Source organism: Xanthomonas sp. AM6, assembly GCF_025665335.1.
In the GTDB taxonomy this organism is placed as follows: domain Bacteria; phylum Pseudomonadota; class Gammaproteobacteria; order Xanthomonadales; family Xanthomonadaceae; genus Xanthomonas_A.
Genome location: NZ_CP106869.1, coordinates 4347002 through 4371570 on the forward strand (window position 1 = coordinate 4347002; position 24569 = coordinate 4371570).

Consider the following 24569-nt stretch of genomic DNA (forward strand, 5'->3'; position numbering starts at 1 on the left):
CACATCCAGGGCCTGCTGCCACACAGCGTGCTGATCGGCGCCGACGGCCGCCTCATCAAGTAGAAACTCGGCCCGTTCGCGCCGGGTGCAGCGGAGCGTTTGGGCGCGGGCACTGAGGCGCGCTGGTGGGCGAGTCTGGTCGCGCTGGGTGGGATCGCGTTTGTTCCGGTCTGGTCGCGTCGCGACTGAAGTCGCTCCCACAGAAAGCCGTTCCGCCACGGACATCGCCGGATCGGTGCCGCTGGTCGGGGCGCTGGATCGCCTGCCACTGCGGTTCGCCGCCAGCACGGCCGCGGGCGGCCCGCACCTGCCCCAGCCCGCCGGACTGAAGCCCCTCCTGCAGTGCACCCCACCGGCTGGCGCGGCCCCAATGTAGGAGCGACTTCAGTCGCGACGGGCCTTGCCGGTGACGCCTGTCGCGACTGAAGTCGCTCCTGCAGGAAGCCGAATCGTCGCGGCGCGCTCATTCCAGAAATCGCTTCGGCAGAATCGGAAGCGGCGGCAGCAGATCGGCCTGCGTCAGACCACCTGCCGCTGCGGTGCGCCGTGGGCGCTGCCGCTCGCGGCCCGCGCCTGCCCCAGCGTTGCCAGCTCCTCTGCCAGGCGCTGCGCGCCGGCGCGCAGTTCCGGCACCGCAGTGATCTCCCACAGCACGCCGCGCAGCAGCGGCCCCAGGCAGTACAGGCCGGCGACCGGATGGCCGCTGCCGTCGCGTACCTGCAGGCGCGCGTCCACGACCACTCCCAGGCCCAGCGGATCGGCCTGCAGCAGGCCGGCATCGCGCATCGATGCGACCAGCGGATGGCTGGTGCGGGCGACGTCGGTGTCCAGCCCGGTGGCGCGGATCAGCACGTCGAAGTCTTCGGTGCGCGCGCCGCTGCCGGCGCGATCGCGGATCACCGCCTCCACCGCGTGTTCGCCCAGCCGCGCGCGCAGCAGGCGGCCGGCGCGAATGCGCAACTGGCCCTGCTGCTGCAGCTGCGCCAATGCGTTTGCCGCGGCCGGCGCGAGCCGGTGCCGCGCCGCTTCCCAGTACGGGCGCAGGTGGCGCAGGAAGCGCGAGCGCGCCGCCGGCGCCAGGCCCTGCCAGAACGGCTGCAGGTGCGGGCGCAGCGCGTCCACCACGCAGCGCCAGTCCTCCACCACCGTGGTCAGCTGGCGCAGGCTGCGCACCAGGCCGCCCAGATCGTGGTGGCGCAGCGCCTGCGCCACGCTCGGCGGCAGCGTCACCGGCGCGCCCGGCACCGCCAGGTGCGCCTGCGGCGCCAGGCCGCGCCGCGACAGCGCGGTGATCGGGCCGCGATGGCCGCGCCGGCGCAGGGTCAGCGCGACATCGGCCATGGTCAGGCCGGTGCCGACCAGCAGCAGCCGCGCCTGCGGCGGCACTTCGTCCAGCACGCCGTCCTGCCACGGCCAGCCGATGTAGCGCCGGTGCACCGCCAGGCGCGGGCCGATGCCCGGCAGCGCCGCCGGCGGCAGCGCGCCGATCGCCAGCACCACCACGTCGCTGACCACGTCCTGCCCATTGGCCAGGAAGATGCGGAAGCCGTCCGGATCGCGCTCCACCGCCACCGCCTCCTCGCCCACCCGCGCCACCTCGACCGCCGATGCGGCCAGCGCCACGTCCAGGTGCTGCTCCAGGTAGCGGCCGTACAACAGCCGCGGCAGGAACTGCAGGCGCTGCCCGGGATCCAGTTGCAAGGCGTCGGCGAACCCGCCCGGGTCCTGCGGGTCCACGCCCAGGTCCTTGGCGCGCACGTTCAACAGGTGTTCCGGGCGCGCCGCGCCGTAGGCGATGCCGCGGCCGTAGGTGTCGGCCACGCCGATCAGGGTGATGCGGCTGGCCGTTCCCTGCCTGGCCAGCGCCGCGGCCAGCACGTTGCCGCAGAATCCTGCGCCGATGATCGCAATTCGCATGGCTCGCACTCCTGGCCGGTCGGGCGTCCTTTGTGCCCGGGATGGCGCCCGCGGGTGTAAATCGCCGGTTAATGCGGGCCAACCGTCGCCATGGCGATCCGGCATCAGCACATGCGCTGGACACATGAGCGATGACCCACGGACCTGCGCGCGGGGGTGGCCCGTCGTGGTCGCTCGACGCCGGCACAGGCACAGGCACATCGATGCGGCGCCATACCCGGCTGCGTGGCACGCGACTGCGGCACGCCACGCCGTCGCCCGCTCTGGAACCGCCGATGGAGGGAACCTCGGCATGGGGCTGGCGATGGTCGAGCGATGCCAGCGGGCGCGAAGGGGCGGATCGCGGCGCAGACACACAGTCCATGCGGCGCTTTACCGGCCACGAGGCAGCTGCGGCGCGCCGCGTCTGCGCCCATGCTGGATCGTCCGTTCCAGGCGGACGCGGTTCCCAGCATTTGGCTACGGCACCGTGTGTCTCGCCTGTTCCAGGCAGATGTTCCAGCAATGCGTGGCACGCGCGCCCGATGCGGCTACTGAAGCCCTTCTTCCGCCAAGGCCTGCTGCACCGAGGGCCGCTGGTGCACGCGCCCGTACCACGCCTGCAGGTGCTGCAACCCGTCGAAGTGGATGCCGGCCTTGTAGTGCGAGGTCAGCCACGCCGCCTGGCCCCAGCCGACCAGCGCGTAGAGATAGGCGTCGGCCACGGTGAACGCATCGCCCATCAGGAACCGGCGATCGGCCAGCTGCGCGTCGACCCAGGCGAAGCGCTGCTCCAGCTTCGGCCGCGCCGTCTCCACGTACTGGCCGGCGAGCCGCGCATACAGCAGCGGGATGAAGCCCTTGTGGATCTCCGAGCCCAGGAAGTTCAGCCATTCCTGCAGGCGGTAGCGCGCCATGCTGCCATTGGGCGGCACCAGGCCCAGCTCCGGCTTCCGGTCGCCCAGGTACTGGAGGATGGCGGGGCCTTCGCGCAGCACGCTGCCGTCGTCGAGTGCGAGCGCCGGCACGTAGCCCAGCGCGTTGACCTGCTGGAAATCCTCCCCGTCCCCGGTCAGGTGCGTGCGGTGGTCGACCTTCACCAGGGCCGCCTCGAGGCCGAGCTCGCGCAGCGCGATGTGCGCGGCGAGGGAGCACGCGGCCGGGATGTAGTACAGCTTCATTGCGATCTCCAGAAAACAGCGGCTGCCGCCTCACGGGCGGCCGCTGCATTCTAGAAACCTGGTATAAAAATGAAAGAAGGCACGATAATGTTGTGTAGGTACAAAATTTATACCTAGGCGGTCGCGGAGCCCACGATGAAAGACAACGTTTCCGGATGCTCCGTGGAGGAGGCCATGCGCCTGCTCGGCGGCAGGTGGCGGCTGTTACTGGTGTCGTACCTGCTCGACGGGCCCAAACGGTTCAACGAACTGCGCCGCGACATCCCGGCGATCTCGCAGCGGATGCTGACCCTGGACCTGCGCGCGCTGGAAGAGGCGGGCCTGGTCCAGCGCACCGTGTATCCGTCCGTGCCGGTGAAGGTCGAGTACGCGCTGACCGACGACGGGCGGCGCCTTGAGCCCGTGGTCGCGGTGATGCAGGAGTTCGGGCTGTGGGTCAAGGCCAGGGCCGGCGACAGCTGAGCGAGGCGGGTTCGCGCCTGAGGCAGGGGCGGACGACCGTCCCCCGCTTGCGCGCGACTTCGGCGGAAACACGCGGTTCCCTGCAACATCGCGGGTCGCACAACGCGCCGGCGCCGCCATGCCCAAGGCGATACACCGCGCCGTCGTCGGTTGGCCGGCGATCGAACTAAGATGGACGACAGCAATGGGCTTTACCGACATACCCGCCGCGCAGGGGCTTGCCATTCCCCATTCCCCATTCCGGTTCCCCATTCCCGCCCCACCCACCGCCACAAAACCCAACACCCGTTTAAAACACACGCAACTTCGCCGAACTGGACAGTAATGCCGGCTTCGCGCAGACTGCCGCCCTTTCCGCTGCTTTGTCTTCCATGGCGCGACTGCTGCTGCTGCATGGCCCCAACCTCAACCTGCTCGGCACCCGCGAGCCGGGCGTGTACGGGCATACGACGCTGGCGCAGATCGATGCGGCGCTGCTGGCGCAGGCCAGCGCCGCCGGGCACCAGCTCGACAGCCTGCAGTCCAACGCCGAGCACGTGCTGGTGGAGCGGGTCCAGGCCGCGCGCGAAGACGGCACCGCCTTCATCCTGATCAACCCGGCCGCGTTCACCCACACCTCGGTGGCGCTGCGCGACGCGCTGGCGGCGGTGGCGATCCCGTTCATCGAGATCCACCTGTCCAACCCGCACAGCCGCGAGCCGTTCCGCCACCACAGCTATTTCAGCGACCACGCGGTCGGCGTGATCTGCGGCTTCGGCGCCGACAGCTACCGCTACGCGATGGACGCGGCGCTGGCCCGGTTGGGACCGCGCGCATGAGCGGCATCACTTCCTTCAGCGCGCGTCGACCGGCGCTGCGCCACCTTTAGTCCGCGTTCGCCGGGCCGCGCGCCCGGTCTTTCCCCGATTCACCTCAAGAGGCCGTTATGGATCTCCGTAAAATCAAGAAGCTGATCGACCTGCTGGAAGAGTCCAATCTCGCCGAGATCGAGATCAAGGAAGGCGAGGAAAGCGTGCGCCTGGCGCGCACCCCCACGGGCATGATCGCCAGCGCCCCGCAGTACGCCGCCCCGGCCCCCGCCGCGGCGCCGGCGGCCGCGCCGATGCCGATGAGCTCGCCCACCGAGGCCTCCACCGGCGGCACCGCCAAGCCCGGCAACGCCCTGCCCGAGGGCCACGTGCTGCGCGCGCCGATGGTCGGCACCTTCTACACCTCGCCCTCGCCGGACAAGCCGGCGTTCGTCAGCGTCGGCCAGGCGGTCAAGGCCGGCGAGACCCTGGCGATCATCGAGGCGATGAAGATGTTCAACCCGATCGAAGCCGACGTCTCCGGCACCATCGTCGCGATCCTCAGCGAAAGCGGCGTGCCGGTGGAGTTCGATCAGCCGTTGTTTGTGATTGGCTGAGTCGCCGGGATTGGGGAGTCGTGATTCGGGATTCGCAAGAGCGGCCGCACGAGCGCCTGTTGGTGTGGCGCGACGCGATGTCGCTGGTCGAATCGGTCTACCGCTTCACCCACGGCTTCCCCGATTCGGAACGCTTCGGACTGACCGCGCAGATGCGGCGCGCGGCGATCAGCGTTCCGTCCAATATCGCCGAGGGCGCCGCGCGCCGCTCCACCGCCGAATACCTGCACTTCCTGTCGATGGCACGCGGCTCTCTCTCGCAATTGGACACGCAACGGCAGATCGCCGAGCGTTTACAGTTCCAGGCCGCCGATACCGCAACGATTGAACTGATGGATCGCACGTTCTCCCGGCTCAACGCATTGATCCGCTCGCTTGAAGGCTCGCGCGCGCTGCGCGAACCAAGCGCCCTGTACGAATCCCCAATCTCGAATCCCCAATCCCATGCTCGATAAAGTCGTCATCGCCAATCGCGGCGAAATCGCGCTGCGCATCCTGCGCGCGTGCCATACGCTCGGCATCCGCACGGTCGCGGTGCATTCCACCGTGGACCGCAACCTCAAGCACGTGGCGATGGCCGACGAGTCGGTGTGCATCGGCCCGGCGTCCTCGGCCGAGAGCTACCTCAACATCCCGGCGCTGATCGCCGCGGCCGAGGTCACCGACGCGCAGGCCATCCATCCCGGCTACGGCTTCCTGTCGGAGAACGCCGACTTCGCCGAGCGCGTGGAGCAGTCCGGCTTCATCTTCATCGGGCCCAAGGCCGACACCATCCGCCTGATGGGCGACAAGGTCGAGGCGATCCGCGCGATGAAGGCCGCCGGCGTGCCGTGCGTGCCCGGTTCGGGCGGCCCGCTGGGCGAGGACATCGTCGCCAACACCAAGATCGCGCGCGAGATCGGCTACCCGGTGATCATCAAGGCGGCCGGCGGCGGCGGCGGCCGCGGCATGCGCGTGGTGCATTCGGAGGCGGCGCTGAAGGCGGCGATCGAGACCACCAAGTCCGAGGCCAAGGCCGCCTTCAGCAACGACCAGGTGTACATGGAGAAGTTCCTGGAGAACCCGCGCCACGTGGAGATCCAGGTGCTGGCCGACGGCCAGGGCAACGCCATCCACCTGGGCGAGCGCGACTGCTCGATGCAGCGCCGGCACCAGAAGGTGGTGGAAGAAGCGCCGGCGCCGGGCATCACCGAGGAACTGCGCGCCGAGATCGGCAAGGTCTGCGTGGACGCCTGCGTGCGCATCGGCTACCGCGGCGCCGGCACCTTCGAATTCCTGTTCGAGAACGGCCGCTTCTACTTCATCGAAATGAACACGCGCATCCAGGTCGAGCATCCGGTGACCGAGCGCATCACCGGCATCGATTTGGTGTGCGAGCAGCTGCGCATCGCCGCCGGGCAGAAGCTGACCATCAAGCAGAGCGACATCGTGCTGCGCGGGCATGCGATCGAGTGCCGCATCAACGCCGAGGACCCGGAGACCTTCATGCCCAACCCGGGCCTGATCACCGGCTTTCACCCGCCCGGCGGCCCCGGCGTGCGCGTGGACACGCACATCTACAGCGGCTACAAGGTGCCGCCGAACTACGACTCGATGATCGGCAAGCTGATCGTGCACGGCCCCGACCGCGACACCGCGATCGCGCGCATGCGCGTGGCGCTGAGCGAGATGGTGGTGGACGGGATCAAGACCAACATCCCGCTGCAGCAGCGGATCATGCGCGACAAGGGCTTCCAGGCCGGCGGGCAGAACATCCACTACCTGGAAAAGCGGTTGGCCGAGCGCAAGAACAAGTCGATCGCGTTGGTGTGAGGGGCTGGGATTGGGGATTGGGGATTGGGGAGTCGCAAAGGCGGAGCCCGATTTCTGATCAGTCCTGGGAGGCGCATGGTTTTGATGACGCGCCTCCACAGCCTTCCGAATACGCGCGTGGTGGGCTGAAGATCGAACCGGCAGCCGTGGTGGTTGCGCGCGATCGGCATCGCCGCCGGGTCCTGCATCAGCGCCTGGCGTAGCGGCTGGGCGGTTCGCCCACGTGGCGGCTGAAGGCGACGCTGAAGGCGCTGGTCGAGCCGTAGCCGACGCGCTGCGCCACCTCGCCCACGCTCAGGCCGTCGCGCCGCAGCAGGTCCTTGGCCACCTGCATGCGCCAGGCCAGCAGGTATTCCATCGGCGGCACGCCGACCGTGCGGGCGAAGCGGTCGAAGAACGTCGAGCGCGACAGCGCCGCCGCCTGCGCCAGTTCGCCCACCGTCCAGGCATGGTCGATGCGCGCATGGATGCGCTTAAGCGCCACCGCCAGCCGTTCGTCGCCCAGCCCACGCAGCAGGCCCGGCGGCGCGTTCCCCGCGCTGGTCCAGCGCATGGCCTCCACCAGCAGCATCTCCACCAGTCGCGACAGCATGTAGGCGTTGCCCGGCTTCGCGTCGTGGTACTCCTCGCCCACCATCTGCACCAGTTGCATCAGGCGGCCCGCGCCGCGCACGTGCACCACCGCCGGCAGCAGCGAGACCAGCAGCCCGGCCTGCGCGCTGTCGAACAGGAAGGCGCCGCCCAACGAGCGCATGTCCGGCGCGCCGTCCGGGTCGCCGTGGCGGCGTTCGCCCTGCCCGCCGGGCACGAGCTTGGGGTCGATGAACACCGGCGGCGCCGGCACCAGGCTGGAGAGCGTGAACGCCGGCGTGGCCGGCAGCAGCACGAAATCGCCCGCGCCGATGGTGATCGGCGCATGCCCGTCCACCGCCAGCACGGCCGTGCCTTCCAGGACGATGCAGAACCCCGGCTGCCCGTACTCGGCATAGCGCACCGCCCAGTCGCCCTTGCCGCTGATCAGGTTGGCGAACACCGCTCGCGGGTGCAGCAGGCGGACGACGTCGGAAAGCGGATCGCTCATTCGGACTTTGGCTAAAACATTACGGATTGCGCATTATCGATCATCCTGAGCGGCTGGCCTATCGTTCTTCCCGTCCCACCCACCCTTCGGAGAACGCAATGAAGAAGACCGTCCTGATCACGGGCTGCTCGTCCGGCTACGGCCTGGACACCGCGCGCCACTTCCTGGCGCAAGGCTGGAACGTCGTCGCCAGCATGCGCCAGCCGCAACCGGCGCTGTTGCCGGCCTCGCCGCAGCTGCGCGTGCTGGCGCTGGACGTGACCCGGCCCGACAGCATCGCGCAGGCGCTGCAGGCGGCCGGCCCGATCGACGTGCTGGTCAACAATGCCGGCATCGGGCTGTTCGGCGCGTTCGAGGCCACGCCGATGGCGACCGTGCGCGAGGTGTTCGAGACCAACACCTTCGGCGTCATGGCGATGTGCCAGGCGGCGATCCCGCAGATGCGCCAGCGCGGCGCGGGCGCCATCGTCAACGTGACCTCCAGCGCCACCCTCGCGCCGTTCCCGCTGGTGGCCGCGTACACCGCAAGCAAGACCGCGGTGCAGGGCTTCACCGCGTCGCTGCAGCACGAACTGCGGGCGTTCGGCGTGCACGCCAAGCTGGTGGAGCCCGGCTACGGGCCGTCCACCCGGTTCACCGCCAACGGGCAGCAGCGCATGCAGGGCCTGATCCCGGACGCCTACGCGCCGTTCGCCCGCGAGGTGTTCTCCAGCCTGGGCCACCCGGCGGCGGTGACCACGGCACCCGATGTCGCCGAGGCGATCTGGCACGCGGCCAACGACGCAACCGACCGCCTGCACTACCCCGCCGGCGCCGACGCCATAGCGCTATCCGAACAGCGCTAGGTCACCACATGCATCCGCAGAACACGACACCCCGAGCCGCACGGGACCGGCAGGAACCGGGAACCGCCTTTGCGAATCCCCACTCCCGAATCCCCAATCCCGGCTACTTCCCCTGCGTCCCAGCCACCGGCTCGGCGCCCAGGCTCGAGGTCGGGCTGACGATCATCACCGTCTCGGTCGAGCCGTCCGGCCAGACGATCTGGAAGGTGCTGCCTGGCGGCAGCGTGGAGAACGGCATGCCGCTGCGGGCGCGGTAGATCGCCGCCACCTGGGCGGCGCCGGCGCGGCGCACGTCCGGGTCGGCATGCGTGGTGGTCAGCTCGACCTTGGACAGGCCGCGGTAGCGCTGCTCGCTCGTGTCGATCAGCAACAAGCCGGCCGCGGCCGCCGAGTAGGCGACCAAGGCCAGCACCCAGAACCAGAACTTGGCGCCGTGCAGCCATTGCCGGTATTTCATGAGCCTGCTCCTGTCCTGTCCACCAGGCGGTTGACCATGTCGTTCATCGTGTCCGTGCCTTGCCGCGGCACCGCGGCGTCGTAAACAAAACTGCTGAAATCCTGGGTCGGGTCCTGCGAACAGATCCCGCCGTTGGCGCAATAGCGGGTCATCAGCTCGCTGTCCGGGCCGCAATCGAGCCCCAGCCGGCACGCCGCCAGTTGCCAGGCCAGTTCGGTGAAGGCGGTGCCGGCGATGCGCTCGTCCAGGCTGTCGTCGCCGCTGGCGGCCAGGCCCATCGCCGGCGCCAGCGCCATGTACGCGTCCGGATCGCCGGAGGCGCGGACCCGTTCGACCAGTTCGCGCTTGTAGTCGGGCGAGGGCTGCAAGGGCTGCCCCAGCGCCAGCAGCGCCGCTTCGGCGGCCAGGTTGCCGCCGCGCGCGGCCTGCACGCGCTGGGCGACGATGGCCTGGCGGGTCAGGCCGTCGCCGGGCACGAAGCCGGCGCAGCGGCGGCCGACCCGCGCGCGCGCGGCGACCATGCGCGCCGAGGTCGGCAGCCGCGCCGCGTCGATGGCGCGGGTGTCGGCGGCGAAGCCGGCCGGGTCCATCGCATAGCCGGCGCAATAGTCGTAGATGCGGCTGAGCAGCCAGGACGCATCGGCGTCGCCCTGCGCGACGGCGGCGGACAGCTGCTGCGCGGAGCGGTACAGGTCCGGACTGCGCTCCAGCGCGGCGCGGCGGTCGGTCGGCAACGCCTGCAGGGCCGACACCGATGTCCGCGGCCGGCGGTCCTGGGCCGCCGTCGCCAGGTCGGGCGCTGCCGTGGCCGCCGTCTCAGCGGCGACGGCCGGCGTCGCGGGCGCGGCGGCCGGCAGCACGGCGCGGTAGCCGACCACGCCGAGCAGCAGCGCGGCAGGCGTCAGCAACAGCCAGGTTTTGCGGGACACGGCGAAGGACATGCGCGAAGGCGATGAGGGCGGCAGGCGGCAAGGGCGGCCGCGCGTGGGGAACCGGCGGCCGCCGCAATGTCGCAGTCTAGCGCAGCCGATGGCAGGCCACGACACGTGCGCCGCCACGGCGCGATCGCGGCCGGCGCGCGCCGGGCCGGCGCGGCGGTCGTCTAAGATGCCCGGTCTTCCCCCCTCGTGCCCGACCGATGCCGTTCCTCGAACTGACTGTGCGCTGCACCGACGCCACCCAGCCCCGCTACGAGAACGCGCTGGAGGACGTCGGCGCGCTGGCGGTCACCCTGCTCGACGCCGAGGCCGACACCAGCAACGAGCGCGCGATCCTGGAACCGGGCGTGGGCGAGACCCCGCTGTGGGGCACGCTGGTGCTCAGCGCGCTGTTTCCCGCCGAGCAGGACGCGTTGCTGCTGCTGGCCGCGCTGGAAGCGTTCGACCCGGGCCTGGACTGGGCCCAGGCCACGTTCCGCAAGGTCGACGACCAGGACTGGGAGCGCGCCTGGCTGGACCAGTTCCAGCCGATGCGCTTCGGCGCGCGCACCTTCATCGTGCCGTGGAACCACGAGCTGCCGGAAGACGCGCACGGCGCCGACGCCGCGGTGGTGCGGCTGGACCCGGGCCTGGCGTTCGGTTCGGGCACCCACCCGACCACTGCGCTGTGCCTGCGCTGGCTCGACGCCCTGGCCGCCGACGGCGCCCTGGCGCAGGCGCGCGTGCTCGACTTCGGCTGCGGTTCCGGGATCCTGGCGCTGGCCGCGCTGAAGCTGGGCGCGGCGGCGGCGGTGGGCGTGGACAACGATCCGCAGGCGCTGCTGGCCACGCACGACAACGCCGAGCGCAATGCGGTCGGCGAACGGCTGGCGGTGCATCTGCCGGCCGACGAACCGCCGGCCACCTACCCGGTGGTGGTCGCCAACATCCTGGCCTCGGCGCTGGATGCGCTGGCGCCGACCCTGGCCGAACGGGTGGCGCCGGGCGGGCGCATCGCCCTGTCCGGGATCCTGCACGGCCAGGAGCAGGAACTGCTGCAGCGCTATGCGCCGTGGTTCGAGCAGTTGCGCACCGAACAGGACGGCGACTGGATGCGCATCGACGGCGTGCGCCGCAGCTGAGGCCGGTAGTACGCCGCCGTTTCCTGGCCGCGCAGGCCGGTGCGTTCACGCCGCCCTGCGGCCAGGCTGCGGATCGCCACCGTCAGCAGCGCCGCCTCGGCATGGATCGCCAGCACCCGCGCGTGCGGCCGCCAGCCCTGCGCGCGCAGGCAGCGCTCGTGCCAGCGATGGCCGCGCCGCGCCCGCGGCAGCCGCCAGGCCAGTTCCAGCGCCACCGCGCACACCGCCGCCGCGCCCAGCGCCTGCACCAGCGCGGCCCAGGCCGCGGCGTGCAGTAACAGCCACAGCGCCAGCGGCGGCGGCGCGGGCGGATACGGCAGCGCGAACACTCCCCACGACCAGCCCTGCCTGACCGCGCGGTGGCGGCCGTCGGCATCGGCCCAGATCCGGTAGCGGCGCGCGCCGATCCCCGGCGGCGGTCGCGTGGGGCGGCAGCCCGCGTGCAGCGGCGCGCGCGCGAAACGGGGGTGGCGGATGATGGCCTGCGGCGGGGCTTCCTGCGTGTGCATCGGCGCGTCCTGGTCCATGGCAGCGGTCGGTCACTGGTCCTGCGTGGCAGGCGGTGCGGCGTCTTCGCCACGCCCACCTGCCGGCAGCGACAGTATCAACAACAAAAAGGTAATTGAAAGCCGTACGAACCAACCTCTCCGGTCGACGCGGCTATACCTCGCCTCCCCCTGCGGAGGTGAGCGTGAGGAGCGTGAGCAGCAAGCTGTACGAACGGGTGCGCGAGGCGCGCAAGCTGACCGGCCTCACCCAGGAAGCGCTGGCGCTGGACCTGGCGGTGACCCGCAGCGCCGTGGCGCAGTGGGAGATGGCCGACGGCACCGCGCCGGCGGTGGAGCACCTGATCGCGCTGGCCCGCCGCAGCGGGCTGACCTTCGAATACCTGGCCACCGGCCGCGGCGAGCGCGTGTTCGGCGAACCGCTGTCCGTCGCCGAGGAAGCCGCGCACTACCGGCAGTTGTCCGACCAGCAGGCGCGCCTGCTCGACGGCTTCGAGACCCTGAGCCCGCGCCAGCGCGCCGGCCTGCTGGACCTGATCGGCGCCGGCAAGAAGCGGCGCTGAGCGGCGGGCCGGGCGCTCTTGCAGGAGCGGCTTCAGCCGCGACCGGGCCTGGCCGGGGTACTTGTCGCGGCTGAAGCCGCTCCTGCAGGAAGCCGAAGAGGCCGGCCCTGCACTGCAGCCCGCGCCGCTGCGTGCTTGAATAGCGCTCTCGTTGTCGCCGTCGCCCGCGCATGCCCGATCCCAACCCGCCCCGTCCCAGCCTCGCCACCCTGCTGCGCCAGCCCGGCCGGTCCGCACCGGACCAGGCCGATGCCGCCACGCCGGCGGACGCGGACCCGGGCGCCGATCCGGATGCGGCCGCCAGCCAGGTCGCCGCGCCCGACCCGGGTCCCGGCGTTGTGTCCCGCGCCGACGTCGCCCCGGCGCCAGCGCAAGCGACACCGCCCGCGCCGGGGCTGGCGCCTGCGATGGACACGGATGCGTCGCCGGTCGCATCAGCTTCCGTGGCGCCGCCGCCCGCCTCCGACGCTGGCATGTCGACCGCGCCGCTCGGCGCTGGCGCATCGGATGCCGCATCGGGGTCGGTCCTGGATCCCGAACCGGACCCGGAGCCGGTCCAGGAGCCGACGCCAGCGCCGGCCCTGACGGCCACGGCCTTCCCCACGCCAGCCGCCGCGCCCAGCTTCATGCGGCGCGGCGCACCGCGCCGGCCGGTGCTGCGCGCCGCGCCGTGGCAGTGGATCGCGCTGGCCGGGCTGTGCCTGCTGCTGGCGCTGCAGATCCTGGTCGCCGACCGGCAGCGGCTGGGCGCCGATGCGCGCTGGCGGCCATGGGTGGCCGGCGTGTGCCAGGCGCTGCGCTGCAACCTGCCGCCGTGGCGCGAGCCGGGTGCGTTCACCATGCTCAGCCGCGAAGTGCGGCCGCTGCCCGGCCGCGCCGGCATCCTGCAGATCCAGGCCACGTTCCGCAACGACGCGCGCTGGGCGCAGGCCTGGCCGCTGCTGCAACTGTCGCTGGCCGACGCCGACGGCCGCACCATCGGCAGCCGCGTGCTGCGTCCGGAGGAATACCTGGGCCGCGCCCGCCCCGACGCGGCGACGCTGGCGCCCGGGCAGAGCGCGCAGGTGGCGTTCCAGGTGCGCGAACCGGCGGCCGGCACCGCGGCATTCAGCTTCGACTTCCACTGAAACGCTGTGACACCGCGATCCGCCATGGCAGCCAGGCAGGTCACGCGCTAGACTCGTCCCCCCGCGCCGGCCCTCCCGCCCTCCGGCGCCGCCGTCATCCGGGGACCCGTCGAACTTGAACGCTGCCACCACTCGTCCTGACTCCAGTCGCGGCGCGCCGAAGCCGCCGCTGCGCGAACACGTCGCGCAGTCCGTGCGCCGCTACCTGCGCGATCTCGACGGTTGCGACGCCGACGACGTGTACGAGATCGTGCTGCGCGAGATGGAGATCCCGTTGTTCGTGGAAGTGCTCAACCACTGCGAAGGCAACCAGAGCCGCGCCGCGGCGATGCTGGGCATCCATCGCGCCACGCTGCGCAAGAAGCTGAAGGAATACGGGTTGGCGTGAGGGGCCGGGATTCGGGATTCGGGATTCGGGACTGCAGGACCACGTTCTCGTGCAAATCGCGGTCAAGCGAACCAATAAAAAAGCCGCCTTTTTCTGCAGAAAAGGCGGCTTTTTCTATTTCAATCTCGGCGCTTCCCTGTAGGAGCGGCTTCAGCCGCGACGCGTTAGCGGTAAGGCGTCGCGGCTGAAGCCGCTCCCACAGGAGGCGGCGCGCTCCCCGCGAATCCCAAAATCCCCAATCCCCAATCCCGAATCCCGGCCCCCCTCACACCCACCCATACCGGATCAGGTGGAAGAACACCGGCGCGGCGAAGCACACCGAGTCCAGCCGGTCGAGCACGCCGCCGTGGCCTTCGATCATGTGGCCCCAGTCCTTGATGCCGCGGTCGCGCTTGATCGCCGACATCACCAGGCCGCCGAAGAAGCCCATCAGGTTGGCCACCAGCGCCAGCGCGAACGCCTGCAGCGGCGAGAACGGGGTGATCCACCACAGCGCCGCGCCGAGCAGGCTCGCCGACAGGAGGCCGCCGACGAAGCCTTCCACGGTCTTGGACGGCGACAGCTTGGGCGCGATCAGGTGCTTGCCGATCAGCTTGCCCCACACGTACTGCAGCACGTCCGAGGACTGCACCACGATCACCAGGAACGCGAACAGCAGCAGGTTGCGGCCTTCGTAGCCGGGAATCTCCAGGTTCAGCAGCGCCGGCACGTGCGAGATGCAGAACACGCAGATCATCAGCCCCCACTGCACTTTCGCGGTGCGCTCCAGGTAGCGCGTGGTGTCGCCGCCGATGGTGGCCAGGATCGGCAGCACCAGGAACGCGTAGACCGGGATCAGCAGCGTGTACAGGCCGTACCAGCCGCTCCACACCAGCCAGTACTGCCACGGCAGCACGATGTAGAACGCGGCCAGCAGGGCGTAGTAGTCGCCGCGCCGGGTCGGCGCCAGGGTGATGAACTCGCGCAGCGCGAACAGCGACACCAGCGCGAACAGCACGATCACGCCGATGCGCCCGAACACGAACGCCAGCGCCACCACCGCCGCCATCACCCACCACGCGCGGATCCGCGCCACCAGATTGTCGAGCACCGCGCTGGGGCGTTCGCGCGCGCGCCAGCGCAGCGTCTCGGAGATCAGCGTGGCCAGCAGCAGCACCGCGGCGATGCCCAGGAACAGCCAGATCGTCTGCTGCCGCAGCGAGGATTGCTGCAGGTGGTCGCTGAAGGCGATCGGGTTCATCGCGCCGCCTCCATCTGTTCCGGCGACAGCGCCAGCAACGCCGCGCGCGTGCGCTCCAGGAACGCCTGCTTGTCCTCGCCGGCGCCCAGCCGCAGCGGCGCGCCGAAGGTGGTGGTGCACAGCAGCGGCAGCGGCAGCCACTTGCCCTTGGGCATCACCCGCTTCAGGTTGTCGATCCACACCGGCACGAATTCCAGTTCCGGCCGGTGCCGCGCCAGGTGGTAGATGCCGCTCTTGAACGGCAGCACGCCTTCCTCGGTGTTGCGCGTGCCTTCCGGGAACAGGATCAGCGAGCCGCCGCCATCGACCGCTTCGCACAGGCAGTCGATCGGATCGCGGGTGCGCTGCGCGGCCTCGCGCTCGATCAGCACGCCGTTGAACACCGCGTGGATCAGGTAGCGGCGCAGCGCGTCGCGCTGCCAGTAGTCGGCCGCGGCCACCGGCCGCACCTCGCGCCGCAGCGACGCCGGCAGCGACGACCAGATCAGCACGAAGTCGCCGTGGCTGGCGTGGTTGCCGTAGTACACGCGGCGCTCGCTGGAAGGCATGCAGCCGCGCCAGAACGCGCGCGCCCCGGTCAGGGTGCGGATCGCGGCACTGCAGCCGCGGGCGATCAGGCGGTCGATCATTTCCACTCCAGTTCGCGCACGATGGCGCGCAGGCGAATCGCGAGGGTCAACACGGCGCCGGCGACCAGCAGCGCCAGCGCCAGGACCACAATGGTTTGGGCGATGGCACTGCGCTGCAGCAGCAGCGCGGCGGCGGCCAGCAACGCCGCCAGCGACAGCCAGTGCATGCGCTGCACGCGCGCCATCGGCCCCTGCACCGGCTCGCTGACGCCGCAGGCCAGGCCGAGCATGCGCACGTAGGCGGTGCCCACGCACAGCAAGGCCGCGGCCCAGCCCAGCTCGGCGCCCCAGCTCAGCACGTGCTGCAGGCCATAGCCCACGCCCAGGCACACCAGCACGTCGGAGAGCCGGTCCGGCGCATCGTTGTAGACGGCGCCGGCGCGGCCGACCATCTGCGCCTGCCGCGCCATCAGCCCGTCCAGGCGGTTGCACAGCAATCGTCCCTGCAGGCCGAACGCGGCCAGCACCAGCAAGCCGGCGGCGGCGCGCGGCGGTTCGCGCCAGGCCAGCGCGAACATCAGCGCCGCCAGCACCGCGAAGCCCAGCGCGCTCCAGGACAGGCCGTTGGGCGTGGCGCCACGCGCGCGCAGCGCCGTCGCCAGGCGTGCGCGCCGCTGCGCGCGGCGTTCGCTGACCGTCGGTCGTGCCATCAATCGCCGCCTCCGCCGCACCCGCCGCAACCGCTGCTGCAACCGCTGCCGCCGCCTCCATCGCCGCCGCTGCTGCCGCTGGTGCAGCTGCTGCCGCCACCGTTGCCGCTGCTGGCGACGAGCGGCGTGCGCAACGCGTGGTAGTCCGCCCATGGCGTCCCCAGCAGTACGCCGGTTCCAGCCAGGGCCAGGGGCGCTGCCAGGTGCGACGCCTGCGGCGCGGGCGCCGATCCGGCGCCTGCGCGCCATGCCGCATCGCGCTCGGCGAGCACGCGCTCGCCGGCGACGCTGCGCCGCGGCGGCGTCAACAGGAAGCCGAGCGCGAGCATCGTCACCAGCACCATCGCCGCGACCAGGAAGCCGACCGGGCGCTGCAACTGCAGGCCGATGTCGATCTTCAGCGCACCGGCGCTCCACAGCGCCAGCAGCGGCGCGGCGCCGAGCAGGCGTGCGCACCAGGCCTGGCCGCGGCCGAGCAGCAGGCGCTTGCCGATCAGCGCCTCGCGCAGCGGCGACGCATCGTCGCGCAATGCCTGCAGCGCCAGCGGCAATTTCGGGTTGGCGCGCACCAGCAGCAGGGCGCGCTGCAGCGCCGCCGGCACTGCAGCGTCCGTGACCTGCAACTGGGCCGCGTCGCGGTGGCTGCCACGCAGGCTCGACGGCGCCAGCTGCAACTGGACTGCGTCGCACGCCAGCAGCAAGGCCAGTTGCATGTCCGCCACGCGCTCGCTGCCGCCGGCCAGGAACGCCAGTTCGGCGCTGTCCACCTGCCGGACCGCGCGCTGCTGGCCAAGGCCGCACACCGCGCGCCGCAGCCGCACGGCCAACGCGCTGGCCAGCCCGATCGCCGCCAGGAACAGCAGCAGGAACGAACCGCCGCGCCAGTGCAGCGGCGACGCGGCGGTATTGATCGAACTCAGCCATCCGCCCAGCAGCAGCGTCGCCAGCAGCCACCGCCACAGCGCTTTGCCGCCCTCGCGCGGCATCGGCCAACGCCGCGCCGGGACGTCGCTGCGCAGCCGCAGCTGCAGCGTCGTGGTGCCGCCCGGCGCCGGCCAGCATGCCGCCGGCGGTTCGCCGAAATGGCGGCGGTAGCGCGCCAAGGTGGTCCGGTACTGCAGCGCGTGGCGTTCGGCATCGGCGGCGTCGCCGCGCCCGGGCCGATGGTGCAGCGTGGTCTGCAACACCTGCGGGCAGAACCGCTGCCAGTATTCGTGGGTATCGGTGAGATGGGTATGCCAGACCTGGTCGATCAGCGCGCTGGGCGTCGCGTCCTCGCCTCCGCTGCAGGCCAGGAAGCAGAAGCGCCGGTATTCCTCCACCGCCTGCGCGGCCTCCGCCAGGGAGACCCTGGCTTCCTTGGCCACCCGGCGCACGAACGCCGGCAGCGCGTCGTCCTCCTCGCCGAAACGGTAGGCCTGCAAGCGCTGCCACAATGCCTGTTGCGCGGCATCGGCGTGGGGCAGCGGCGCCGGATCGGCGGATGCGGTCATGGCCTGCGCCCCATCATGCGCACTGCGCCGCGATCGGCGCCGCCAGCACCGCCGCCAGCTGCAACGCCAGGCTGGCGACCTGCCGCCGCAGCAGGCCGCGCATGCCGCGCCAGCGCGCCTGCCAGTCGCGCGGCGGCGGCAGGCGGCGCAGCAGGCCGAGCCGGTGCAGCGCGGCGTCAAGATCGGTGCCGGCCTGGTCCAGGTCCGCTTCGGCCAGCACCGCTTCGAGCAGCGCTGCATCCAGGCCGACGCGCGCGGCCCAGTAGCGCTGCACCACGCCGGCGAGCACGCTGAGCAGGCACAGCGTCGCCGCCAGTGGCGCGCCGACGCTGGCGTACCACGCGCCCAGCAGCAGTGCGACGGCGAACAGCACCAGCGACAGCCGGTCCAGCGGCGATGCCTGCCGCAGCAGCGCGGCCATCGTGCGCAGTTCCAGCCGCGTGCTCATGCCGGCAACTCCAGGGCGCGCGGCGGTGCGTGCGGCGCGGCGCATGCGGCGGCGATGGCCTCGCGCTGCGCAGGCCCCAGCACCACCCGCGCTGCGCGTGCGCGCAGCAGCGCGAGTGCGGCATCCAGATCGGCGGCACGGCCGCTGCGCAGCAGCCAGGTGGCGACCGCGGCGGCGCTGCGCGAATAGCCCAGCGCGCAGCACACCAGCACCGGGCCGTGGCCGCGTGCGGCCTCGATCGCGGCCGCGGCTTCGCGCAATGCCGGCGCGGGCGGCGCGACCAGATCCAGCATCGGCACCGTGCGATCGTGCGGGCCGGCCTCGCGCAGCGACAATTCGGCGCTGACGTCGACCACCGCAGCAAAGCGCGCGCGCTCGCCGCGGCCGGGAAGGCGCCCCAGCCAGACCCCGTCGGCGATGTCGCGCGGCGCCGGATCGCGCCGGGTCCAGGCGCGCGAATTGAGCCAGGCCCCGGCCAGGTACGGCGCATACAGCCAGCGCGCGGCCAGGCTGAGGCGGCCGTCGGCGCGCTTCTGCAGGCCGATCGCGCCGAGCAGCGCGTAGTCGAGCGCGACCAGCAGCAGCGACAGCGCCGGCCACAACAGCCACCACGCCGCACCCCGCGCCACCCATGCCAGCGCGACGCAGGCGGCGCTGCCGAGCAGGTAGGCGGCGGCCAGGCGCCAGCGCGCCGGATCGCGTGCCAGGGCCAGCGCGCTCCACGGCGGTGCGATGCGCTGCGGCCACAGCCACACGCACAGCCAGCCCGCGGCCAGGCCGGTGGGAATGTCCAGGAAATGGTGCTGGTAGGTGGTCAGCACCGACACCCCGATCAGCGCGAACCAGGCGTGCAGCGCGGCGCGCGCCAACCCGTGCAGGTGCTGCGCATAGCGCACCCACAGCACCACCAGCAGCACGATGTGCAGCGACGGCGCCTGGTTGAACGGCTTGTCGAAGCCGAGCAGCACCGCGAACAGCCAGCCGAACACGCCCTCGCTAGGGGGCCGCTCGAAACCGAAGCGCAGCGGCCACAGCAGGAAGCAGCCCACCGCCAGCAGCTGCGCGGTCAACAACCGCTTGGCGTGCGTGTCCAGTTCGGCGCGCGTGCGGCACACGAAGAAGGAGACCACGTAGAACAGGTCGATCGACCAGTACGGCACGATCGTCCACGGCCAGAACGGGATCTGCGTTTCCCACGCGAACGGCAGCGACGGCACGCCCGTGCGCCGCTCGGCCAGCGTATTGGCCAGGCCGTAGCTGAGGAAGAAGAACGGCCCCAGCAGCGCCAGCCAGAGCAGCGCACGCCGCCACGGCCGCGGCGCCGGCACGCTCACGGCGCGATCCGCTGCGCCAGCGACACGGTGAAGATGCCCCACTCGTCGATGCGCTGTTCGAGCTTGCGGAAGCCGGCCGCGCGCACCAGCTCGTCCATCTCCTGCTGGGTGCGGCGGCGCATCACCCAGGCCGCGCCGCCACGGTGGCTGGTCAACGCGCGGGCGATGAATTCCAGCTGCGGATGCCAGGGTTGGCCGGTGTAGGCGAGATAACCGCCCGGTTCGACCGCGGCGGCCACGCCCTGCAGCGAGCGCAGCACCTGGTCGTTGTCCGGGAACAGTTCGTACAGGCCCGACACCACCGCCAGCGTCGGCCGCGGCTGCAAGGCCGCCAGCGCGTCGCGGTCGAAGGCGTCGCCCTGCTCGAAGCGGGCGATGTCGGCGGCGCCGAGTTCGGCGATCAGCGCGCGGCCGCGCTCCACGTTCAAGTCGCTGAAATCGCGCAGGACGATCGCGTCGGCGCGCTGCTCGCCAGCGGCCAGCGCCTCCAGCACGTAGCGGCCGTGGCCGGCGGCGATGTCGAGCACGCGCACCGGCGCGCCGGCCGCGCGCAGGCGCTGCATGGCCAGGCGCAGCAGCTCGTGCAGGTGGGTGCGGCGCACGCGGATGCCGCGCCAGCCGATCGCATCCAGGTAGTTGCGGTCGATGAAGCGGCCCAGCGGGCCCTTGCCGGCGGCACGGTCGCGGTACACGTAGTCCAGCGTGCTGCCCGAATCGAAGCCGGTCTGCAGGCCCAGCGCCACGCCCTCGGACAGGGTGCCGCCGAAGCGCAGGTTGGCGCGCACGAAGCGCCAGCGCAGGTCCTGCAGGCTGTATTTCTCCGGCGGCCAGGCCAGGCGTTCGGCTTCCTCGAAGGTCGGCCCGCGCCGGTGCGCCTGCAGCAGGCTGGGCCGCGCCGGCGCCTCGGCGAAGCGCTCGCGCACGAAGCGGCGGATCTGCGCCAGCGCCGGCGCGCGGTCGCGCTCGCCCAGGGTGTCGTGGAAGAACCCGGGCAGCAGGTGGCGCTCCTTCACCGGCGAGGACAGCCGCTCGTAGAAACGGTCCTGCGGGCCGCGATGCACGACGAAGTCGTCGCCGGACACCAGCAGCTGGACCGGCACGGTGATCGCCTGCGCGTCGCCGACCACGCGGTCGGCGGCGGCGTACACGCCCAGCAGCACGCGCACCGAGATCGGCCGGGTGATCAGCGGATCGTCGCGGTAGCTGGCCACGCGCGCCGGGTCGTGGGTGAGCCACTGCGGCTTGACGTAGCTGTTGACGAAGAAGTTGCCGCGCAGCTTGTGCAGCAGGGCCAGCCCGGGCCGCGCGAACGGCACGTACAGCTTGACCTTGAACGCCGGCGAGGCCAGCACCAGCGCGCGCAGCGGCGGCGCGTAGTCGTGCACCCAGGTGCTGGCGATCACCGCGCCCACGCTCTGCGCGATCACCACGATGTCCTGCACCGCGATGCCGTGGGCGTCGCCGATGTGGGCGATGAAGCGGTCCAGGTCGCGCACCAGCGCCGGGAAACCGGGCGCATCGCCGCGCGCCCCAGGCGAGCGGCCGTTGCCGCGCGCGTCCCAGGCGAACATCGCGCACTCGTCCAGGCCCAGCTCGTCGGCCAGGTGCAGCACCCGCCCGGAATGCTCGTGGCCGCGGTGCAGCAGCACCACCGCGCGCGGCTGCGCCGCTGGCGCCGGGGCCGGCCAATGCCGGTAGAACAACCGTGTTCCGTCGAAACTGCCAAACTCGCTTTCGCTGACCTGCCGCATCCGTTGCCGATTCCCTGTCGTGATACCTGTTGCCGTGAGTGTCGCTGCCGCCGTCGTGTCGTGGCCGTGCCGCGCAGGCGGCTCAGCGCGCTGCGGCCTCGCGCAGGCCGGCGGCCACGCGCCGCAGCACCGTCGCCGCGCACAGCAGCGCCAGCGCGATCGCGAACCCGTCCACCGTCTTCGCCCCCACCCAGCCCGCGGCCAGCAGCAGCCCCAGCAGGCCGATGGCGAAGGCGCGATCGCTCTTGCCCATCGGTCCGTCGTAGCGCCGTCCGGCGCCGACCATCAGCCCCAACACCCCGGCATACTCGGTCAATGCCGCCGCCAGCGCCAGCGCCCACAGCCAGCCCGCGTTCGCGCCGGGCACGCTGGCCAGGCTCAGGTACAGCGCCGCGTCGGCGATCACGTCGCTCAGTTCGTTGAGGTAGGCGCCCAGCCTGGACTGCTGCCCGAACTCGCGCGCCAGCATGCCGTCGACCGCGTTCAAGGCCATGCGCAGCAGCATCCACGCCGGCAGCAGCGCATACCACAGCGGCTGCGCCGGCCCACGCCAGAACACCCAGGCGGCGACCAGCAGCGACACCGCGGCCGCGCCCACGGTGACCTGGTTGGCGGTCACGCCGAGCCGGTACAGGCCGCGCACCCCGGGGCGCAACAGGTCCTGGAAGCGTCCTTTCAATGCGTAGATCGAAACCATTGCGGGGTCCTGAGGGTCCATGCCGGGGCGGCGCAGCCTACAATATCGGCTCCCCGCTCCGATGTGTGCCCTGCCCCATGCCCTCCGATTTCCTGCCCGTTCGCCGGGCATTGCTGTCCGTTTCCGACAAGACCGGCCTGATCGACCTGGCCCGCGCGCTGGCCGCGCGCAACGTGGAGCTGCTGTCCACCGGCGGCACCGCCAAGGCGATCCGCGAGGCGGGGCTGGCGGTCAAGGACGTGTCCGAGCTGACCGGCTTCCCGGAAATGATGGACGGCCGGGTCAAGACCCTGCACCCGCTGGTGCACGGCGGCCTGCTCGGCCGCGCCGGCACCGACGATGCGGTGATGGCCGAGCACGGCATCGCGCCGATCGACCTGCTGGTGCTGAACCTGTACCCGTTCGAGGCGGTCACCGCCAAGGCCGACTGCACGCTCGCCGAGGCGGTGGAGAACATCGACATCGGCGGCCCGGCGATGCTGCGCTCGGCGGCGAAGAACTTCGCGCGCGTGGCGGTGGCCACCGATCCGGCGCAGTACGCCGACCTGCTGGCCGAGTTGGAGGCGCACGACGGCCAGCTGTCGGCGGCCAAGCGCTTCGCGCTGTCGGTGGCCGCGTTCAACCGCGTGGCGCAGTACGACGCGGCGATCAGCAACTACCTGTCCACGGTGGCCGACCCCGCGAGCGAGGTGCCGGTGCGCGCCGCGTTCCCGGCGCAGGCCAACGGCAGCTTCGTCAAGGTGATGGACCTGCGCTACGGCGAGAACCCGCACCAGCAGGCGGCGTTCTACCGCGACCTGTGCCCGGCCCCGGGTTCGCTGGCGACGTTCGAGCAGCTGCAGGGCAAGGAACTGAGCTACAACAACATCGCCGACAGCGACGCGGCCTGGGAATGCGTGCGCCAGTTCGACGCGCCGGCCTGCGTCATCGTCAAGCACGCCAACCCGTGCGGCGTGGCGGTGGGCGCGGGCTGCGGCGATGCCTACGAACTGGCCTATGCGACCGATCCGACCAGCGCCTTCGGCGGCATCCTCGCCTTCAACCGCACGCTGGACGCGGCCACCGCCAAGGTCATCCTCGACCGCCAGTTCGTCGAGGTGCTGATCGCGCCGGACTACGAAGACGGTGCGCTCGAGTACGCGAAGAAGAAGGCCAACGTGCGCGTGCTGCGCATCCCGCTGGCGCCGGCCTCCGTCGGCTTCATCGACACCAAGCGCATCGGCTCGGGCCTGCTGATGCAGACCGCCGACGACCGCGTGGTGACCCGCGACGAACTCAAGGTGGTCACCCGCCTGGCGCCGACCGAGGCGCAGTTCGCCGACCTGCTGTTCGCGTGGAAGGTGGCCAAGTACGTCAAGTCCAACGCCATCGTCTACGCCAAGGACCACCGCACCATCGGCGTCGGCGCCGGGCAGATGAGCCGGGTGTATTCGGCGCGCATCGCCGGCATCAAGGCCGCCGATGCGGACTTGGTGGTGGAAGGCTCGGTGATGGCCTCCGATGCGTTCTTCCCGTTCCGCGACGGCATCGACGCGGCCGCGGCGGCCGGCATCAAGGCGGTGATCCAGCCCGGCGGCTCGATGCGCGACGCCGAGGTGATCGCCGCCGCCGACGAGCACGGCATCGCCATGGTGTTCACCGGCGTGCGCCATTTCCGCCACTGAGCGGCCAGGAACCCGGACGATGACATCCACTTCGCTGCGCCACGGCCTGCCGTTGCTGCTCGCGCTCGGCATGGCCGCGTGCAAGCCGACCGCGGCGCCCGCCCCGGCCGCGGCGCCGGCCGCACCGGCCACCACCGCTGCGCCGGCGCAGGCCGCGCACGTGCCACGCACCGAGCGCCTGCAGGCCTTCCTGCAGACGCGCTACGGCAAGCAGGCGCGCCTGTCGGAAGGCTGGTCCGGCCAGGCCGATGGCCAGGCGGTGCAGAGCGAGGTCTGCGCCGAACAGCCGGTGGTGGTCGGCAGCCAGGTCCAGCAACTGCTGGCGGTGTGCCACCGGCTCGACGGCGGCGGCCATGCCAACCCGGGGCTGATCGACTTCCTGATCCTGCGCGACGACGGCCAGGGCCTGGCGGTGGTGGCCGAGAAGCTGGCCGACGGCTTCGGCAGCGACGGCGACCCGGGTGCGGTCGACATCCTGCGGCTGGGCAGCGATTTCTACGGCTTCGTGGTCTACAGCAGCTGGATCGGGCAAGGCCTGGTGCTGGAATCGCAGGACCTGGTGCTGCCTGGTCCCAACGGCCTGGTCAACGCCGGTTCGGTACGCCAGCACATCGACAACCAGGGCGCGCTGGACTGCAGCGACGAAGGCCGCGACCCGCAGCAGACCGCCGCACAATGCCAGGCGCAGCTGTTCGACGTGGACTTCAGGCTCGCCGTGGACGACAGCGACCCGGCCGCGCGGGTGTGGCCGGTGACCATCGAGGAAACCGGCATCTCCTGCGGCAAGAAGCTCGGCACCACCCAGGTGTTCGCGTTCGACGCCAAACGCTGGGCCTATCCGTTCCCCGATGCGATGCAGCGCGAAAGCTGCGAATAGCCCT

The 24569-nt window shown here is 71.5% G+C and carries 26 protein-coding genes; 12 read left to right on the forward strand and 14 right to left on the reverse strand.

The window, feature by feature from the left end; genetic code table 11:
- Positions 1-519: 519 nt before the first annotated feature.
- The gene (locus OCJ37_RS18550) at positions 520-1917 is read right to left on the reverse strand and encodes an FAD/NAD(P)-binding protein (protein ID WP_263111164.1); all 1398 of its coding nucleotides are present in this window, start codon (positions 1915-1917) and stop codon (positions 520-522) included.
- Between the two features lie 530 nt (positions 1918-2447).
- Complete coding sequence (gene gstA / locus OCJ37_RS18555) at positions 2448-3077, reverse strand: glutathione transferase GstA (RefSeq protein ID WP_263111165.1); 630 nt, start codon at positions 3075-3077, stop codon at positions 2448-2450.
- A gap of 135 nt (positions 3078-3212) precedes the next feature.
- Here gstA and OCJ37_RS18560 point away from each other — a divergent pair, with 135 nt between their 5' ends.
- From OCJ37_RS18560 to accC, 5 genes are all read left to right on the forward strand, one after another.
- Positions 3213-3539, forward strand: coding sequence for a winged helix-turn-helix transcriptional regulator (locus OCJ37_RS18560; protein ID WP_263111166.1), 327 nt, complete (start codon positions 3213-3215; stop codon positions 3537-3539).
- 371 nt (positions 3540-3910) lie between these two features.
- Positions 3911-4357, forward strand: a complete 447-nt coding sequence (gene aroQ, locus OCJ37_RS18565) for a type II 3-dehydroquinate dehydratase (RefSeq protein WP_263111167.1) — start codon at positions 3911-3913, stop codon at positions 4355-4357.
- A gap of 107 nt (positions 4358-4464) precedes the next feature.
- Positions 4465-4944, forward strand: a complete 480-nt coding sequence (gene accB, locus OCJ37_RS18570) for an acetyl-CoA carboxylase biotin carboxyl carrier protein (RefSeq protein ID WP_263111168.1) — start codon at positions 4465-4467, stop codon at positions 4942-4944.
- A gap of 20 nt (positions 4945-4964) precedes the next feature.
- Positions 4965-5399, forward strand: coding sequence for a four helix bundle protein (locus tag OCJ37_RS18575; RefSeq protein WP_263111169.1), 435 nt, complete (start codon positions 4965-4967; stop codon positions 5397-5399).
- Entirely contained in the window at positions 5389-6756 is a 1368-nt protein-coding gene (gene accC / locus OCJ37_RS18580) for an acetyl-CoA carboxylase biotin carboxylase subunit (protein WP_263111170.1), read from the forward strand. The genes OCJ37_RS18575 and accC overlap by 11 nt, the downstream gene beginning before the upstream one ends.
- Before the next feature lie 187 nt (positions 6757-6943).
- Here the strand turns inward: accC and OCJ37_RS18585 are convergent, their stop codons facing one another.
- Positions 6944-7837 (reverse strand): AraC family transcriptional regulator, encoded by an 894-nt coding sequence (locus OCJ37_RS18585; protein WP_263111171.1) that lies wholly within the window; start codon positions 7835-7837, stop codon positions 6944-6946.
- A 98-nt stretch (positions 7838-7935) separates the two neighbouring features.
- On the opposite strand from OCJ37_RS18585, the gene OCJ37_RS18590 reads away from it, so the two are divergent.
- Positions 7936-8682: an SDR family oxidoreductase gene (locus OCJ37_RS18590; RefSeq protein WP_263111172.1), complete on the forward strand. Its 747-nt coding sequence runs from the start codon at positions 7936-7938 to the stop codon at positions 8680-8682.
- 103 nt (positions 8683-8785) lie between these two features.
- Here the strand turns inward: OCJ37_RS18590 and OCJ37_RS18595 are convergent, their stop codons facing one another.
- Together OCJ37_RS18595 and OCJ37_RS18600 are read right to left on the reverse strand one after the other, a co-directional pair.
- On the reverse strand, positions 8786-9139 hold the full coding sequence (locus OCJ37_RS18595) for a hypothetical protein (protein ID WP_263111173.1): 354 nt from the start codon (positions 9137-9139) through the stop codon (positions 8786-8788).
- Positions 9136-10080, reverse strand: coding sequence for a hypothetical protein (locus OCJ37_RS18600; protein ID WP_263111174.1), 945 nt, complete (start codon positions 10078-10080; stop codon positions 9136-9138). Before OCJ37_RS18600 ends, OCJ37_RS18595 begins: the two co-directional genes overlap by 4 nt.
- Positions 10081-10277: 197 nt before the next feature.
- On the opposite strand from OCJ37_RS18600, the gene prmA reads away from it, so the two are divergent.
- Positions 10278-11198, forward strand: a complete 921-nt coding sequence (prmA, locus tag OCJ37_RS18605) for a 50S ribosomal protein L11 methyltransferase (RefSeq protein WP_263111175.1) — start codon at positions 10278-10280, stop codon at positions 11196-11198.
- Here the strand turns inward: prmA and OCJ37_RS18610 are convergent.
- Positions 11120-11707, reverse strand: coding sequence for a hypothetical protein (locus OCJ37_RS18610; RefSeq protein WP_263111176.1), 588 nt, complete (start codon positions 11705-11707; stop codon positions 11120-11122). The two genes, prmA and OCJ37_RS18610, sit on opposite strands and share 79 nt — an antisense overlap.
- Before the next feature lie 191 nt (positions 11708-11898).
- On the opposite strand from OCJ37_RS18610, the gene OCJ37_RS18615 reads away from it, so the two are divergent.
- The 3 genes from OCJ37_RS18615 (at position 11899) to fis (ending at position 13782) form a co-directional block, all read left to right on the forward strand.
- Complete coding sequence (locus tag OCJ37_RS18615) at positions 11899-12267, forward strand: helix-turn-helix transcriptional regulator (RefSeq protein WP_263111177.1); 369 nt, start codon at positions 11899-11901, stop codon at positions 12265-12267.
- 473 nt (positions 12268-12740) lie between these two features.
- Entirely contained in the window at positions 12741-13394 is a 654-nt protein-coding gene (locus tag OCJ37_RS18620; protein WP_263111178.1) for a DUF3426 domain-containing protein, read from the forward strand.
- Between the two features lie 115 nt (positions 13395-13509).
- A complete protein-coding gene (fis, locus tag OCJ37_RS18625; protein WP_003471008.1) occupies positions 13510-13782 on the forward strand; it encodes a DNA-binding transcriptional regulator Fis in 273 nt (90 codons plus the stop codon).
- A 265-nt stretch (positions 13783-14047) separates the two neighbouring features.
- On the opposite strand, the gene OCJ37_RS18630 is transcribed toward fis, so the two are convergent.
- From OCJ37_RS18630 to OCJ37_RS18665, 8 genes are all read right to left on the reverse strand, one after another.
- Positions 14048-15022: a phosphatidate cytidylyltransferase gene (locus tag OCJ37_RS18630; protein WP_263111179.1), complete on the reverse strand. Its 975-nt coding sequence runs from the start codon at positions 15020-15022 to the stop codon at positions 14048-14050.
- Positions 15019-15651: a lysophospholipid acyltransferase family protein gene (locus OCJ37_RS18635; protein ID WP_263111180.1), complete on the reverse strand. Its 633-nt coding sequence runs from the start codon at positions 15649-15651 to the stop codon at positions 15019-15021. Before OCJ37_RS18635 ends, OCJ37_RS18630 begins: the two co-directional genes overlap by 4 nt.
- On the reverse strand, positions 15648-16301 hold the full coding sequence (locus OCJ37_RS18640; RefSeq protein WP_263111181.1) for a CDP-alcohol phosphatidyltransferase family protein: 654 nt from the start codon (positions 16299-16301) through the stop codon (positions 15648-15650). Before OCJ37_RS18640 ends, OCJ37_RS18635 begins: the two co-directional genes overlap by 4 nt.
- Complete coding sequence (locus OCJ37_RS18645) at positions 16301-17794, reverse strand: TIGR04222 domain-containing membrane protein (protein ID WP_263111182.1); 1494 nt, start codon at positions 17792-17794, stop codon at positions 16301-16303. The genes OCJ37_RS18640 and OCJ37_RS18645 overlap by 1 nt, the downstream gene beginning before the upstream one ends.
- A 13-nt stretch (positions 17795-17807) precedes the next feature.
- Positions 17808-18242 (reverse strand): hypothetical protein, encoded by a 435-nt coding sequence (locus OCJ37_RS18650; protein ID WP_263111183.1) that lies wholly within the window; start codon positions 18240-18242, stop codon positions 17808-17810.
- The gene (locus OCJ37_RS18655; RefSeq protein ID WP_263111184.1) at positions 18239-19576 is read right to left on the reverse strand and encodes a phosphatase PAP2/dual specificity phosphatase family protein; all 1338 of its coding nucleotides are present in this window, start codon (positions 19574-19576) and stop codon (positions 18239-18241) included. The genes OCJ37_RS18650 and OCJ37_RS18655 overlap by 4 nt, the downstream gene beginning before the upstream one ends.
- On the reverse strand, positions 19573-21327 hold the full coding sequence (locus tag OCJ37_RS18660) for a bifunctional alpha/beta hydrolase/class I SAM-dependent methyltransferase (protein WP_263111185.1): 1755 nt from the start codon (positions 21325-21327) through the stop codon (positions 19573-19575). The genes OCJ37_RS18655 and OCJ37_RS18660 overlap by 4 nt, the downstream gene beginning before the upstream one ends.
- 82 nt (positions 21328-21409) lie before the next feature.
- A complete protein-coding gene (locus OCJ37_RS18665; protein WP_263111186.1) occupies positions 21410-22024 on the reverse strand; it encodes a CDP-alcohol phosphatidyltransferase family protein in 615 nt (204 codons plus the stop codon).
- A 77-nt stretch (positions 22025-22101) separates the two neighbouring features.
- Between OCJ37_RS18665 and purH the strand changes: the two genes are divergently transcribed.
- Complete coding sequence (gene purH, locus OCJ37_RS18670; RefSeq protein ID WP_263111187.1) at positions 22102-23688, forward strand: bifunctional phosphoribosylaminoimidazolecarboxamide formyltransferase/IMP cyclohydrolase; 1587 nt, start codon at positions 22102-22104, stop codon at positions 23686-23688.
- A gap of 19 nt (positions 23689-23707) precedes the next feature.
- A complete protein-coding gene (locus tag OCJ37_RS18675; protein ID WP_263111188.1) occupies positions 23708-24565 on the forward strand; it encodes a hypothetical protein in 858 nt (285 codons plus the stop codon).
- Positions 24566-24569 lie beyond the last annotated feature (4 nt).

Excerpts from the sequence above, each read along its gene's own strand:
- OCJ37_RS18550 (WP_263111164.1), bottom strand. The coding sequence starts at position 1,917 with ATGCGAATTGCGATCATCGGCGCAGGATTCTGCGGCAACGTGCTGGCC.
- gstA (WP_263111165.1), bottom strand. The coding sequence starts at position 3,077 with ATGAAGCTGTACTACATCCCGGCCGCGTGCTCCCTCGCCGCGCACATC.
- OCJ37_RS18560 (WP_263111166.1), top strand. The coding sequence starts at position 3,213 with ATGAAAGACAACGTTTCCGGATGCTCCGTGGAGGAGGCCATGCGCCTG.
- aroQ (WP_263111167.1), top strand. The coding sequence starts at position 3,911 with ATGGCGCGACTGCTGCTGCTGCATGGCCCCAACCTCAACCTGCTCGGC.
- accB (WP_263111168.1), top strand. The coding sequence starts at position 4,465 with ATGGATCTCCGTAAAATCAAGAAGCTGATCGACCTGCTGGAAGAGTCC.
- accC (WP_263111170.1), top strand. The coding sequence starts at position 5,389 with ATGCTCGATAAAGTCGTCATCGCCAATCGCGGCGAAATCGCGCTGCGC.
- OCJ37_RS18585 (WP_263111171.1), bottom strand. The coding sequence starts at position 7,837 with ATGAGCGATCCGCTTTCCGACGTCGTCCGCCTGCTGCACCCGCGAGCG.
- OCJ37_RS18590 (WP_263111172.1), top strand. The coding sequence starts at position 7,936 with ATGAAGAAGACCGTCCTGATCACGGGCTGCTCGTCCGGCTACGGCCTG.
- OCJ37_RS18595 (WP_263111173.1), bottom strand. The coding sequence starts at position 9,139 with ATGAAATACCGGCAATGGCTGCACGGCGCCAAGTTCTGGTTCTGGGTG.
- OCJ37_RS18600 (WP_263111174.1), bottom strand. The coding sequence starts at position 10,080 with ATGTCCTTCGCCGTGTCCCGCAAAACCTGGCTGTTGCTGACGCCTGCC.
- prmA (WP_263111175.1), top strand. The coding sequence starts at position 10,278 with ATGCCGTTCCTCGAACTGACTGTGCGCTGCACCGACGCCACCCAGCCC.
- OCJ37_RS18610 (WP_263111176.1), bottom strand. The coding sequence starts at position 11,707 with ATGCACACGCAGGAAGCCCCGCCGCAGGCCATCATCCGCCACCCCCGT.
- OCJ37_RS18620 (WP_263111178.1), top strand. The coding sequence starts at position 12,741 with ATGTCGACCGCGCCGCTCGGCGCTGGCGCATCGGATGCCGCATCGGGG.
- OCJ37_RS18630 (WP_263111179.1), bottom strand. The coding sequence starts at position 15,022 with ATGAACCCGATCGCCTTCAGCGACCACCTGCAGCAATCCTCGCTGCGG.
- OCJ37_RS18635 (WP_263111180.1), bottom strand. The coding sequence starts at position 15,651 with ATGATCGACCGCCTGATCGCCCGCGGCTGCAGTGCCGCGATCCGCACC.
- OCJ37_RS18640 (WP_263111181.1), bottom strand. The coding sequence starts at position 16,301 with ATGGCACGACCGACGGTCAGCGAACGCCGCGCGCAGCGGCGCGCACGC.
- OCJ37_RS18645 (WP_263111182.1), bottom strand. The coding sequence starts at position 17,794 with ATGACCGCATCCGCCGATCCGGCGCCGCTGCCCCACGCCGATGCCGCG.
- OCJ37_RS18650 (WP_263111183.1), bottom strand. The coding sequence starts at position 18,242 with ATGAGCACGCGGCTGGAACTGCGCACGATGGCCGCGCTGCTGCGGCAG.
- OCJ37_RS18660 (WP_263111185.1), bottom strand. The coding sequence starts at position 21,327 with ATGCGGCAGGTCAGCGAAAGCGAGTTTGGCAGTTTCGACGGAACACGG.
- OCJ37_RS18665 (WP_263111186.1), bottom strand. The coding sequence starts at position 22,024 with ATGGTTTCGATCTACGCATTGAAAGGACGCTTCCAGGACCTGTTGCGC.
- purH (WP_263111187.1), top strand. The coding sequence starts at position 22,102 with ATGCCCTCCGATTTCCTGCCCGTTCGCCGGGCATTGCTGTCCGTTTCC.
- OCJ37_RS18675 (WP_263111188.1), top strand. The coding sequence starts at position 23,708 with ATGACATCCACTTCGCTGCGCCACGGCCTGCCGTTGCTGCTCGCGCTC.